The organism is Hymenobacter terrestris, from assembly GCF_013377905.1.
GTDB classification, from domain to species: domain Bacteria; phylum Bacteroidota; class Bacteroidia; order Cytophagales; family Hymenobacteraceae; genus Hymenobacter; species Hymenobacter terrestris.
On the sequence record NZ_JABKAV010000041.1, the window covers coordinates 1 to 12,604 of the forward strand.

General features: G+C 59.1%; 15 protein-coding genes. 6 read left to right on the plus strand and 9 right to left on the minus strand.

Going from position 1 to position 12,604, the window contains the following annotated elements; all coding sequences use genetic code 11:
• Positions 1 to 284 precede the first annotated feature (284 nt).
• Together dcd and HW556_RS12840 are read left to right on the plus strand one after the other, a co-directional pair.
• The gene (dcd, locus tag HW556_RS12835; RefSeq protein WP_176900480.1) at positions 285 to 821 is read left to right on the plus strand and encodes a dCTP deaminase; all 537 of its coding nucleotides are present in this window, start codon (positions 285 to 287) and stop codon (positions 819 to 821) included.
• 217 nt (positions 822 to 1,038) lie between these two features.
• A complete protein-coding gene (locus HW556_RS12840) occupies positions 1,039 to 1,545 on the plus strand; it encodes a hypothetical protein (RefSeq protein ID WP_176900482.1) in 507 nt (168 codons plus the stop codon).
• Between the two features lie 106 nt (positions 1,546 to 1,651).
• Here HW556_RS12840 and gldC read toward each other — a convergent pair whose 3' ends face one another.
• From gldC to HW556_RS12875, 7 genes are all read right to left on the minus strand, one after another.
• Positions 1,652 to 1,990 (minus strand): gliding motility protein GldC, encoded by a 339-nt coding sequence (gene gldC / locus HW556_RS12845; protein WP_176900484.1) that lies wholly within the window; start codon positions 1,988 to 1,990, stop codon positions 1,652 to 1,654.
• A gap of 98 nt (positions 1,991 to 2,088) precedes the next feature.
• Positions 2,089 to 3,213 (minus strand): DNA polymerase III subunit beta, encoded by a 1,125-nt coding sequence (gene dnaN, locus HW556_RS12850; RefSeq protein WP_176900486.1) that lies wholly within the window; start codon positions 3,211 to 3,213, stop codon positions 2,089 to 2,091.
• A gap of 189 nt (positions 3,214 to 3,402) precedes the next feature.
• Positions 3,403 to 3,690, minus strand: a complete 288-nt coding sequence (locus HW556_RS12855; RefSeq protein ID WP_176900487.1) for a hypothetical protein — start codon at positions 3,688 to 3,690, stop codon at positions 3,403 to 3,405.
• A gap of 1 nt (position 3,691) precedes the next feature.
• Positions 3,692 to 5,404: a gliding motility-associated ABC transporter substrate-binding protein GldG gene (gene gldG, locus HW556_RS12860; protein WP_317170522.1), complete on the minus strand. Its 1,713-nt coding sequence runs from the start codon at positions 5,402 to 5,404 to the stop codon at positions 3,692 to 3,694.
• A gap of 117 nt (positions 5,405 to 5,521) precedes the next feature.
• On the minus strand, positions 5,522 to 6,247 hold the full coding sequence (gene gldF, locus HW556_RS12865) for a gliding motility-associated ABC transporter permease subunit GldF (RefSeq protein ID WP_176900489.1): 726 nt from the start codon (positions 6,245 to 6,247) through the stop codon (positions 5,522 to 5,524).
• A 146-nt stretch (positions 6,248 to 6,393) separates the two neighbouring features.
• The gene (gene gldA / locus HW556_RS12870) at positions 6,394 to 7,314 is read right to left on the minus strand and encodes a gliding motility-associated ABC transporter ATP-binding subunit GldA (RefSeq protein WP_176900491.1); all 921 of its coding nucleotides are present in this window, start codon (positions 7,312 to 7,314) and stop codon (positions 6,394 to 6,396) included.
• A 138-nt stretch (positions 7,315 to 7,452) separates the two neighbouring features.
• Entirely contained in the window at positions 7,453 to 8,187 is a 735-nt protein-coding gene (locus HW556_RS12875) for an SDR family oxidoreductase (protein ID WP_317170523.1), read from the minus strand.
• Here HW556_RS12875 and HW556_RS12880 point away from each other — a divergent pair.
• Together HW556_RS12880 and HW556_RS12885 are read left to right on the plus strand one after the other, a co-directional pair.
• Positions 8,186 to 8,944, plus strand: a complete 759-nt coding sequence (locus tag HW556_RS12880; protein WP_176900493.1) for a GIN domain-containing protein — start codon at positions 8,186 to 8,188, stop codon at positions 8,942 to 8,944. The two genes, HW556_RS12875 and HW556_RS12880, sit on opposite strands and share 2 nt — an antisense overlap.
• A 17-nt stretch (positions 8,945 to 8,961) precedes the next feature.
• The gene (locus HW556_RS12885) at positions 8,962 to 9,402 is read left to right on the plus strand and encodes a hypothetical protein (protein ID WP_176900495.1); all 441 of its coding nucleotides are present in this window, start codon (positions 8,962 to 8,964) and stop codon (positions 9,400 to 9,402) included.
• Here HW556_RS12885 and HW556_RS12890 read toward each other — a convergent pair.
• Positions 9,397 to 10,107, minus strand: coding sequence for an SDR family oxidoreductase (locus HW556_RS12890; RefSeq protein WP_176900497.1), 711 nt, complete (start codon positions 10,105 to 10,107; stop codon positions 9,397 to 9,399). The two genes, HW556_RS12885 and HW556_RS12890, sit on opposite strands and share 6 nt — an antisense overlap.
• Before the next feature lie 117 nt (positions 10,108 to 10,224).
• Between HW556_RS12890 and HW556_RS12895 the strand changes: the two genes are divergently transcribed.
• The gene (locus HW556_RS12895) at positions 10,225 to 10,956 is read left to right on the plus strand and encodes an MlaE family ABC transporter permease (protein WP_176900499.1); all 732 of its coding nucleotides are present in this window, start codon (positions 10,225 to 10,227) and stop codon (positions 10,954 to 10,956) included.
• A 105-nt stretch (positions 10,957 to 11,061) separates the two neighbouring features.
• Positions 11,062 to 11,847: an ABC transporter ATP-binding protein gene (locus HW556_RS12900; RefSeq protein ID WP_176900501.1), complete on the plus strand. Its 786-nt coding sequence runs from the start codon at positions 11,062 to 11,064 to the stop codon at positions 11,845 to 11,847.
• Positions 11,848 to 12,002: 155 nt separating this feature from the next.
• Here the strand turns inward: HW556_RS12900 and HW556_RS12905 are convergent, their stop codons facing one another.
• Positions 12,003 to 12,551 carry a YfiT family bacillithiol transferase gene (locus HW556_RS12905; RefSeq protein WP_176900502.1) on the minus strand — a complete coding sequence of 183 codons (549 nt, stop codon included), beginning with the start codon at positions 12,549 to 12,551 and terminating at the stop codon, positions 12,003 to 12,005.
• Positions 12,552 to 12,604: the final 53 nt, after the last annotated feature.

A 12,604-nucleotide genomic window follows, 5' to 3' on the forward strand; every position in this document is an offset into this window, starting at 1 on the left:
CTCTACCTGGTGCTGAGTGTAGTACCGGCGCTGCAGCAGCGCCTCGATGCACTTTTGCCTCCTTCCTACGCCGATTCCGACGATCAACCCGAGCCCGAACCCCGGCAGCCGCGCCGTACTACGTCGAGGGCCTTACCCGAAGACCGCTACGAAGAGGAAGAGGAGAACTGATTAAAAAGCCGCAGGTAGAAGGCCGCTCATTAGGCTCCTCGCACAAAGTGCGGCACAACACCCTGAACAGGCTGTCGTTTTCCATTTTCAGCCCTTCACCTACACTTGAAAAGATGATTCTTTCCGACCAGCAGATTCTCGCCGAAATGGAGCGGGGTACCATTGTGATTGAGCCCTACGAGCGTAGCTGCCTGGGCACCAACTCCTACGACGTGCACCTGGGCCGCTACCTGGCCACCTACCGCGACGCCGTGCTCGACGCCCGCAAGCACAACAAAATCGACGTGTTCGAAATACCGGCCGAAGGCTTCGTGCTGCAGCCCGGCATCCTGTATCTGGGCGTTACCGAGGAGTACACCGAAACTCACGCGCACGTGCCGTTTCTGGAAGGCAAAAGCAGTGTCGGCCGCCTCGGCATCGACATTCACGCTACCGCCGGCAAGGGTGACATCGGCTTCTGCAACACCTGGACGCTGGAAATAAGCGTGTCGATGCCCGTGCGCATCTACCACGGCATGCCGGTGGGCCAGCTCATCTACTTCACGGTAGAGGGCGAGGTCGAAAACCTCTACAACAGCAAGCCCAACGCCAAGTACAACCAGCGCACGGTAAAGCCCGTGGAGTCGATGATGTGGAAGAACGAGTTTTAAGAGCAACTACCTGAATCCTTCGCTTTTCGTGCAGCCCGCAGGGTGGCCCCGGCCGTCCGGCGGGCTGTGTTTTTTTCACGGGGCCCGGAGTAGCTGAAGCACTTTAAGTAAACTACCTGGCATTATTTTTCGTTAGCATGAAGCAAGCCCCGGCCTACGAGCCGGTTGGCAACCAAGGCTTCGGTCTTGTGTAATCTGTTCACGCTATTCTTCTCCGATGAAAAAGATACTTGCCCTCGCCTCCGCCCTGTTTCTCACTTCATTCGGTGTTTATGCCCAGCAGCGCGCTCCGCTGGTTACCAAGCAGGATATAACCCGACTATCTCCCCGCCTGGACCCCGGCCAGCAGCGAGCCCAGGAGCTGTCGTATCAGATGACGCACGATCTGCGCCTCAACGGCTACCAGAAATCCCGCGTTCAGGCCATCAACGAAGACAAGCAGGCCCGCATCATTGCCATCATTCAGCAGAACGCAGGCAACGATAAGCTCATCAAGGACCAGTGCGACGTGGTATGCCGCGAGCGGGACAAGGAGTTGCAGACGGTGCTCAGCACCGACCAGTACAGCAACTATTATGGCTCGCGCCGCGAGTACAATGCGTTCAGTATGAACTATAACATGCAGACCACCAACGACGCTTTCGTGAAGTCGGTGAAGGATCCGGCCCCGGCTAGCAGCAAAGGCGCTACCATCGGTCCGGCCACGGCTACTAAAGCCAAGTAGCACGGCAAGGCAGCCACCATAAGAAAGCCCCGCTGGCACGATGCCAGCGGGGCTTTCTTATGGTGGCTGCTCAGTGTTCCGTTAAAGACGGCGAGTAATTCAGCCGTTATTTCTGCTTTTGCTGCTCCTCCTCAATATGGTCCATCAGCTGCCGGCACAGTTCGCGCATTTTGGTGGCCATCACCGTATCGTTGGTGGCCGTCATTACGCTCTCAGCCATGGCGCCGATGGTGTCCACGTAGAAATGCTTCATCTCATCGACAGGCATGTCCTTGGTCCAGAGGTCGATTTTCATCGTGCCGGCCTCGTCCCGGTCCCAGAGGGAAATGTTGATGGCCTTGGCAAAGTGGATGTTGGGCCCCGCATCAGTGGCCGACCAGCTAATGGCCTCCGGTACTTTCTGGTCGTCGAGGGCAATGCTGAAGCGGATTTCAGACTTTTTCATAGAAGTACTATTTTGAAAAAAGCTGTCATCCTGAATATGCTGCGCGTAGTGCGGCATGCTCAGGATGACAGAAAACGATTGGCAGAGTCAGACTGCCCTTATACGTAGTTGTTCAACATCACCGGCATCACCAGCATCAGGATGCTCTCGTGGTCGTCGGGAGTAGTAGGCATGAGCAGGCCAGCGCGGTTGGGCGTGCTCAGCTCCAGCGTAATTTCCTCCGAGTCGATGTTGCTCAGCATTTCCTGCAGGAACTTGGCATTGAAGCCGATTTCCATGTCCTCGCCGTCGTACTGGCAGGCCAGCTTCTCGTTGGCCTCATTGCTGAAGTCGAGGTCTTCGGCCGAAACCGTGAGCTCGGAGCCAGCGAGGCGCAGGCGCACTTGGTGGGTGGTTTTGTTCGAGTAAATGCTGATGCGCTTTACCGAGTTCAGCAGCTCCTGACGGCTGATGATGAGCTTGTTGGGGTTGCTGACCGGAATTACGTTCTCGTAATCGGGGTAGCGCTCATCAATCAGGCGGCACACGAGGCGCATCTGGTTGAAGCTGAAGAAGGCGTTGGAGCCGTTGAACTCCATGCGCACGGGCGTAGCCTCGGAGGGCAGCGCACCCTTCAGCAGGTTGAATGCCTTGCGAGGAACAATGATGTTCGAGGTCTGGCCCGCGCCCACGTCGGAGCGGCGGTAGCGCAGCAGGCGGTGGCCGTCGGTGGCCACGAAGGTTACCTGGTTGTCGGCCAGCTGCACCAGAATGCCGGTCATAGCCGGACGCAGCTCGTCGGTGCTCACGGCGAAGATGGTTTTATTGATAGCCCGGCTCAGCGACGAAGAAGGCATTTCGACCGGGGCTGTGCCCTTTACCACCGGCACGCGGGGGAAGTCGGTGGCGTTTTCGCCAGCCAGCTTGTAGCGGCCATTGCTGCTGGCAATTTCGATGCTGTAGGTTTCCTCGTCCAGCGTGAACGTAACGGGCTGGTCGGGCAGGTTCTTGAGCGTGTCGAGCAGAATGCGGGCGGGAGCGGCAATGCGGCCGCTTTCGCGGGCTTCCACGGGCAGCTCGGTTATCATGCTTGTCTCCAGGTCGGAGGCCGTAATCGTCAGCTTGCCATCCTCAATTTCAAAGAGAAAATTCTCCAGAATGGGCACCACGGGGTTGTTCGTAACCACGCCGTTGATGCTCTGGAGCTGCTTGAGCAGGGCGGAAGACGAGACGATGAACTTCATAGGAGGAGTTGGGTTGGAAGGCAGTTGGGGTAATGAGCAAAGATAGGCAACGCGGCCGGGGTTTTCTAACGAGGCCAAGCGGCACGAGTAGGGAATGTTACAGCCTTTGTGTCAGCTCGGGAAAAAGGCTTCTACATGGCCTTCACCCTCACTACTGCCACCCACATTACCGACCAGTAGTACTATCCCTCAATACTGCTCAATGACGGCCCAGACGGCAGCCCCAAGAAAAAACAACCCCGTTGCTGCCAATACCAACAGCAACACCACACCCAGCACCTGCATCAGGCTCGTAATCACCACCGAGCCGGCCGTGGCGTAGTGGCCGCCGTAGTGTTGTACCAGCTGCTTCTGCACCTGCCGCGGCTGCCAGTAGCGCAGGTAAAGGTACAGGAAGCCGACGCTGGCTTTTAGCGCATTGATAAGAGAGCGAAACAGGCCATCAGCCAACGCATCACCAAGAATATCGTCGAACATTTCAACTGTTCATTGCGCGTTGTTGCCTAATCCAAGCTGCGGAGAACGATGTAGGGGCGGCCAAGTTCAGCAGCTGCCAGCGGCTCCGCTCGGCCACTACGCGCAGCTTATTGAGGGGGCGGAGCGTGATTTGCTTGCCGCGCACGGCAATCAGGCCCGACTGGTCGAGCATGTAGTCGACGGCGTTGAGCACCAGTTCGCGGTTGGCGAATTCGGTGGGCGCGAGGCGGTCGAAGCCCAGGCGCATGGGGCGGCCGGTTTTGGGGTCGATGTCGTTGCGCACGAAGTCGCCGTCGGAGATGACGAGCACTTTGGCAGGGCGGTTTTCGGGGCTGTTGGCGGGCAGGAAGCGGTTGGTACCGGGCTCGGCACGGTTGGCGAACAGCGAGCGAAACTGGCCTTCGAGCAGATAGCCCACCGGTTTGTTCTGGGCCGTGTACAGCTTGGGGTCGGGCGGCATGCGGGCGTCGTTGAGGTTGACGGGCACGGGCGAGGGCAGCACACGGGTGTAGCGCGAAGTGGAAAGCAGCGGCGTTTTGCGGATTCCCACGGCCTTCACCGTATCGATGCTGCTCACGAACTTGGTATACACCGCATCGAGGTTGCGGGTGATGGGGTGCGGGCTGAACTGGTTGATAAGCGGATAAAACTGCCAGGGCATGGGCTCGACCTTGGGCTTGTCGCCGTTCATGCCCGTAACCAGCGGAATGACGCCCGAGTTGAGGTCGAGCAGCAGATCGGGGTTGATACGCAGGCCGTACTTGAACAGCATATCCTCCAAGTTGAGGCTGAGCGGAAAGGCGAGCATACCGCCGCGGCTGGCACTGTCGAGGTTTACGCGCATGGCATCCACGAAGAACAGCGCGTTGCCGCCGTTCGTGATGAACTGGTCGAGCTTGAACTTCTCGGGCTCGGTATATGCCTGGGCCGGCTTGGCCACAATGAGGGCGCTGAGCGAGGCCAGGTCTTTCGGGCGCGACTTGCCCAGGCTCACCCGAAACACGTCGTAGTCGCGGCTTAGCGAACCAATAAGGTCGCCGGCCTCAATGTTGGTCAGCTCGCCGTGGCCTTCCACCACGCCAATGCGCTGCCGCTGGCCGGGGCTGAGCCGGCGGATGGCGCTGGCCAACTCGTACTCCAGGCCCTCAATGCTCTGGTTGAGGCGCACTTCGGGTGATTCGGCCTGGTTGCCGCGCAGCAGCAGTACTTTTTCCTCCTTGCCCCCGGCGGCCACCACGGCCCAGGGGAAGATGATTTTCTCGGTGCGCTTTCCGTTGTCGTTGGCACCGAGGTTGGTGGGCGTCAGTCCCTTTTTGAACAGGGTCTGGTAGAACTCGTTGCGGGCCTGCTCGGTGGCGGCCGCCGAGGGGTCGACGAACACGAAATGCAGGTTGGCCCCGCCATACACGCGCATCTCGTTCAGGGTTTCGCGCACGCCCTGCTGCAGGCGCCGGAAAGCGGGCGGGAAGTCGCCGTCGAGGTACACCGTCACGGTCACGGGCTGCGGCAGCTTCTCCAGCAGCTCCTTGGTGGCCCCCGACATGGTGTAGCGCTTATCCTCCGTCAGGTCGAGCCGGAAAAAGAACAGGCTACCCAGAAAACTAAGCAACAACAGCCCGCCCAGCAGCAGCGCAAACCGGGTAAGGTCTTTTTTCTTCTGAGCTCTTAGCGGAGAGCTATTAGCTGTTAGCTCCTGTTCTGATTCCGTGCTCACAAATACACCTTGAAAAGTCGTTCATAATTACTTTCAGCGACTAATAAAACTCTTTACGGGCTACTAGTTCGCAGAAAGTTACCAGCTGTCAGCGACTGGCTAACAGCTCCCAAAAACCTACCAGTTGCGGCTCTGTAGCGCCAGCCGGGTGGCCAGCAACATAACGGCGCTCAGAGTGAAAAAGTAGAGCAAGTCGCGGGAGTCGATGAGGCCTTTGCTTAAGTCGCGGTAGTGAGCTGCAATGCCGAGTTGGCCGATGTAGTAGGCCGGCGCACCATCGAACACCGAAGCCAGCGAATCGAAGCCGGTATACACCAGGAAGCAGCCCACCACGGCCGCCAGAAAGGCCACAATCTGGTCGCGGGTGAGGGCTGAGGCAAACACTCCGATGGCCGCAAACACCGCCGCCAGCAGCACCAGCCCCAGGTAGGAGCCCACCGTGGCAGCCGAATCGATGTTGCCCACCGGGTCACCGAGCTGATACACCGAGTAGTAGTAGAGCAGCGTAGGCAGCAATGCCAGCAGCGCCAGCAGCAGGCAAGCCAGATACTTACCGCCGATGAGTTGGGTGTCGGTGAGCGGGCGGGTGAGCAGCAGCTCCATCGTGCCAGCCTTCTTCTCCTCGGCAAACGTACGCATGGTGAGGGCCGGAATCAGGAACAGGAAAATCCAGGGCGCGATGTTGAACAGCGTCTGCAAGTCGGCAAACCCGTAATCGAGCACCGAGCTGTCGGGGAACACCCACACGAACAGCCCGGTAGCCACCAGAAACACGCCCAGCACCACGTAGGCCACGGGCGAGTTCAGAAAGCTGTTGAATTCTTTGCGCAGAATGGCAAGCATGAGGACAGTGAATGAGTAAATGAGTGACTCGAAGAAAGAACGTCATTCAGCGCGCAGCGAAGAATCTCGCGTGCAATGGTAGTTCTTACATCAGGGTTACTTTGGCAAGCGAGATTCTTCGCTGCGCGCTGAATGACGTTTGTTTTTCACTTCTTCCTGCCTTCCGTCAGCTGCTGGAAAACCTGCTCCAGATTCTGTTCTTCCTGCCTGAGCCCCAGCAGCACCCAGCCCTGGGCAGCAGCGAGGCGCGAAATGGCCCCGCGCTGGTCGGTACCGGAGCGCGCCCGGATGCGGTAGGTAGTGCCAGTTTCCAAGTCGGCAGCCTGCACACCGGGCAGCGCCAGCAGCGGCGCCGTATCAATTGGCTGCTCAAACTCGGCGCGGATAACGGTTTCGCCTTTGGCCCGGGCGCCCAGTTCGGCTACCGGCGAATCGGCCACGAGGCGGCCGCGGCTGATGATAACGACGCGGCTGCACAGGGCGGCTACTTCGGGCAGGATGTGCGTGCTGAAGATGACGGTTTTATCCTGGCCCAGTTCGCGGATGAGCTGGCGGATTTCGCCGATTTGGTTGGGGTCGAGGCCGGTGGTGGGCTCGTCGAGGATGAGCACGCCGGGGTCGTGGATGAGGGCCTGGGCCAAGCCCACACGCTGGCGGTAGCCCTTGCTGAGGGCGCCGATGAGCTTGTTTTGCTCGCGCCCCAGCCCTACCCTATCCACCAACTGGCGCACTCGCTGGCGCAGGCTGCTACCGCCCAGCCCGTGCACCGACCCGATAAATTCGAGGTACTCGTGCACGTACATATCGAGGTAGAGCGGGTTGTGCTCGGGCAGGTAGCCCACCCGGCGGCGCACTTCCAGCGGGGCCGTGCGCACATCAAACCCCTCCACTACCACGGTGCCAGCTGAGGGCGGCAGGTAGCCCAGCGCCATCTTCATGGTCGTGGATTTGCCTGCCCCGTTCGGTCCCAGAAAGCCCAGGATCTCGCCCTTGCCCACCGAAAAGCTGATGTCGTCCACGGCGGCCTGCGAGCCGAAGGTTTTGGTCAGGTGCTGAACTTCTACCATGTATTGGAGACTGTTTGGAACGTCATTCAGAGCGCAGCGAAGAATCTCGCGTGCTGCTATTGCTCAACTAACTCAACGTCGGCACGCGAGATTCTTCGCTGCGCTCTGAATGACGTTCTTTTCTCACTTTCGCTATCCTTACTTCTTCGGCTGCAACGGCCGCATCTCAATATCCACTAGGTGGAAGTTGAATGGCGTTTCTAGGGCGTATATCATCGTGTCGGCAATGTCTTTGGGCTGCATCATGCCTTCGTTGGCTTCCACACCGGGAATGTCGTCGAAGAAGTTGGTTTGGGTGGAGCCGGGATAGATGCAGGTGACTTTGATGCCGTCTTTGCGCACTTCCTTGAACACCGACTGCGAGAAGCCGCGCACCGCGAACTTGCTGGCGCAGTAGCCGGCCATGTTCTCGATGCCGGTGGTGCCGGCAATGGAGCTGATGTTGAAGATGTGGCCCAGTTGCTGCTTTTTCATGGCGGGCAGCACGGCTTGGGTGCAGTAGAAGGTACCGTGCACGTTGGTATCGAACATCAGCCGCCAATCATCAGCCGAAAAGCCATCAACGGCACCCGAAATACCCAGGCCGGCGTTGTTTACCAGCACGTGCACCTCCTCCCCCAACTGCTTCTGAGTAGCTTTAAAAGCCTTCTGCACGGCCTTTTCGTCGCGCACGTCGCACTCAATGAAATGAAAGCGCGGATGCTGGAAGTCGGCGGGCGCGGTGCGGCCCCAGCCGGCTACATGCATACCTTTGGCCAGCAAGGCCTCGACGGTGGCCAGCCCTATGCCTTTGCTGACACCTGTGATAATGGCTACCTTACCGCTCAAATCCATCGCGCGAAGTGCTAAAATGTGGGGTTTCCGTTTGAACATGCAAGGTAGCGCCCCCGGCCGGGTTTTGCGCGCGGCCACAGTACTGGCCCTCGCCACCACGCTGGGCAGCTGCCAAAAAGACAGCGAGGCTGGCTGCTTTACCAGCACCGGCAACATTGTTACCGAGCGCCGTAGTCTGCCCGCATTTCAGCGGCTCACCACCTTCGACAACATCACCGTGGTGCTGGTGCAGGATAAAGCCATCTATGCCGAAGTGCGGGCCGGAAAAAACCTACAGGACGATATCCGCCTGGAGGTAGCCGATGGTATGCTGACCGTGCGCAATACCAGCCGCTGTAACTGGGTGCGCCGCTATGATACGCCCCGCGAAGTAACGCTGCACCTTCCCCGGCTCACTGACCTGTTCCTGCGCGGTCAGGCCGACATTCGCACCGAAGGCCCGTTCCGGCAGGACACCATCTTCCCCCACTTGGTAGGGGCCGGCGATATGCGCCTGCACCTCATCAGCCGCTATGTGAACATGGACCAGTACGAGCTGGGCAACATTTACCTGACTGGCGCGGCCGACGAGCTACACCACACGCTGGGCGGTAGCGGCAGCCTTTACGCCCAGGAGTTAGCACTCCGCGACGCGTACCTGCAAACTAATTCCGGCAGCGGCGGCAACGCCCGCCTCCGTCCTTCGCGGCTGCTGGTGGGCACACATGCCGGCACTGGCACCGTATTCTACGCTCCGCCCGCTCCCACAACGCTTGGCTTAGCTGTTACCGGCCGCGGCCAGCTTCGCCCCGAATAAGATCTACTTACTTTACTGTGGCCACCTCATTTCCTTCCTGGCAGCTTCTGCTGACCATAACGGCTTACGGCCTGCTGTTGTGGGTTGGCTGGAACGGGCAGTTGTGGCGTAGCCGCTTTGCTTTTCCGGTGGCCGGCGCGGTGGGAGTGCTACTCGTTGGCCTGTTGTTTAAAGTGCAACACTGGAGCGGCAGCACGGAGCTACTTGTTGGCAGTGGCGTGGCATTGGTCGGGCTCTACGGCGCGTGGTTCGCCCGCAAACCTGCCAAAACCCGCCTCGACTTACTCAAGCTGAGCTACGCCCTCAGCCTGGGCCTGTGGGCGGCGGCGCTGGGGCTGGGCTGGCGGCCGTTGCTGCCCTGGCTGAGTAGCTTGCTGCTGATGAGCCTGTGGGCCGTGCTGCTCGACTTCGTATACGTGCGTTACATACGCCGACCAACTCGCGCGAGCACACTATAAGTCACCCAACTGGGGCCGAATCAGCAGCTCCTCTACCACGGCCTGACCCGAGAGGCTGAAGACGCCGAAAATTGCATCGGCCACGTCTTCGGCCTTGATGAAGCGTTCAGCGGGCAGGTCCACCCCTTCCCAGCTGGCCGTGAGCGTAGCGCCGGGCAGTACCGCCGTTACCCGCAGGCCGCTTTCCTTGAGTTCCTCGCGCAGGTTTTTGCTGAAGCCCAGCAGCGCGTGTTTGGCAATACCGTAGGAGCCGCCGTTGGGGTAGGCTGTAATGCTGGCCGTAGAGCAGATGTTGAAGATGTGGCCTTCGCGTTGCGCCAGCATGCCGGGCAGCAGCGCCAGCGTTGTGTCGTAGGCGCTGAGCAGGTTCACGGCCAGCATCTGGCGCAGCTGCGAGCCATCGGCGGGCTCGTCCTGCAACCTTCCAGGGATAAAGGCACCCGTATTGTTGATGAGCACCGCCACCGCTCCGCATTCCCGCACGAAGTCGGTAAATGCCTGTGTCTGCTGCTGCTCGCTCAGGTCGGCAACGTGGGTATGCAGCACGGCGCCGGGTACTAGGGCAGCAGCGGCGGTTTGCAGCTCGGCCAGCCCCTCGGCCGAGCGGGCGCAGGTAACAACCGGGTAACCGGCCCGCAGAAACCGAAACACCAGCGCCCGCCCAATTCCTTTGGTGCCGCCCGTTACGACGATATTTTTTTGCATTCCTTTGTTTAGCATAGCCGTTTTTACGTAGGGAAACCAGTACTGGCTGGCGGCCGAGCTTACGACCCCCAATATCCCGGCACAAGTATCCGATTTTACTTTCTGTTTTTCCCTTTTATGGTCAAATCTTTTGGTCAGTTTTTGCTTTTCATGCAAAGCATGCTCGTGCGCAAAGAACGCTTTGCCGTGCTCTGGAAGCGCACCATCGATGAGTGCGTGACGATTGGGGTGAACTCCATCTTCATTGTAGCCATTGTATCGGCCTTTATCGGGGCCGTAACCTGCGTGCAGATTGCCTACAACCTGGTTAACCCGCTCATTCCCAAAAGCACCATTGGCTACATGGTGCGCGAAATGACGATTCTGGAGTTGGCTCCTACTATTACCAGCATCGTGTTGGCCGGTAAGGTAGGCTCCAGCATTGCCGGTGGTCTGGGCACCATGCGCATTACCGAGCAAGTTTCGGCGCTGGAAGTGATGGGCATCAACTCGGCTTCCTATCTGGTGCTGCCCCGCATTCTGGGTGCCATCTTCATGTTCCCGCTGCTCGTGATTCTGGCCATGGCCCTATCTATCGTCGGCGGTTACCTGGCTGGTTCGCTCACCGGGTCCATCTCGGGCCAGGAGTACATCGAAGGCATCCGCACCGACTTTATTCCTTACAACATTTTCTTTGCTCTCGTCAAGTCGATAGTATTTGCCTTTCTGGTGTCGGCCATTTCGGCCTTCAAGGGGTACTACACCGAAGGTGGCGCGCTCGAAGTAGGAACGGCCAGCACCACGGCCGTAAACAACTCCATCATCGCCATTCTCATTGCCGATTTCGTGTTGGCGGCCGTGTTGTTGTAACTGATTTCAGAGCGTAGGGACTTCGCAACCGGAACGACTCTCAGAGCAGAACCGCAACACTATTCAAAGCCCTCCGACTCCCAGCCCCTTACGTTCCCGATTTGTATGATTGAGATTCATAATATTGAAAAGAGTTTCGACGGTAATCCGATTCTGAAAGGTATCAGCTGCACCTTCGAAACGGGCAAGTGCAATCTGCTGCTGGGCGGCTCAGGCACTGGCAAATCGGTGCTGTTGCAGTGCGTGGTGGGCCTGATGCAGCCCGATTTGGGCAGCATCACCTTCGACGGCACTGTTTTCTCCAACAACAAGGTGCAGGTGCGGCAGGAAATCCGGCGCAAAATCGGGATGCTGTTCCAGGGCTCGGCGCTGTTCGACTCGATGACGGTGGCCAAGAACGTGGAGTTTCCGCTGCAGATGCTGACGCCCGAAATGAGCCGCGAAGAGCGCCGCGACCGGGTGGAGTTCTGCCTCAAGCGCGTGGGTCTCGAAAACGCGGGCGAGAAGATGCCCTCCGAGATTTCGGGCGGCATGAAGAAGCGCGTGGGTATTGCCCGCGCTATTGCCCCCAACTGCACCTACCTGTTCTGCGACGAGCCTAATTCCGGCCTCGACCCGCTAACGAGCCTCAAAATTGATGAGCTCATCCAGGAAATTACTTACGAATACAACATCACCACCGTCATCATCACCCACGACATGAACTCGGTGATTGAAATCGGCGACCACATCATCTTTCTTTACAAAGGCCTTAAGCTCTGGGACGGTAACAAGGACGAAATCCTGAACGCCCAAGTCCCCGAACTCAAGGAGTTCATCTTCAGCAGCAGCCTGGTACGTGCCGCCAAGCGCATCGACGATGAAACACACAGCGGCGTAGTGAATCCATAAAAGCACCGGGTTGGCTGTAACCTGCAGCCGGCATACCCTTCTATAATACTTCGATAACTGGAGAGCCCCCGATGTGCGCACATCGGGGGCTCTCCAGTTATCGGACTTCAGAATTTACGCGGGCAGTTTTCTTCAGGCCCTTTCGCCGTTATAGTTTACTCAGTCACTGGCTCGTTGCCCCGCAAATGGGCCAGGTGATGACGGCCATGCCAGGAGTAAAGTACCAGCGCCTGATCGAGGGTGAAGGTGCGGTCGGAATCGGGGTGATGGTACGTGCGCTGCCACTGCTCGTCGGTGAGGTTGCGCAACAGCCGCACCCAACGGATGTGCAAGGCCTCCAGCAGCGCCAGCGACACGGCCGGGGGCGTGGCCGTGCTATCGGACAGCTCGGCCCAGGTTGCCTCATCGTAGGGCTTGATGGTGGGGTTGTCTTCGGTGAGGGCCAGCTTGAAGCGGGTGTACGCCTGCATATGCGAGTCGGGCAGGTGGTGCAGCAGCTGGCGCATCGTCCAGCCACCGGGGCGGTAGGGCTGGTCGAGCTGGGCGGGGGTGCGGCCGGCTATGGTGGCCCGTACCAGGTCGGGCAGCGTGGCCAGGTGGGCCATGTAGGCCGTGCGGGCACCCTGCTCCAATGGGGCGTCGGGCAGCACGGGTTGGCCGATGGGGTAGCGCAGGTCGGGGGAACTAGGGGCGGAGTCTTGCATGAGAGCCGGAATAAGGAAAACTTGTGTGGCCGGCAAGGTACGCAGCAAAGCAA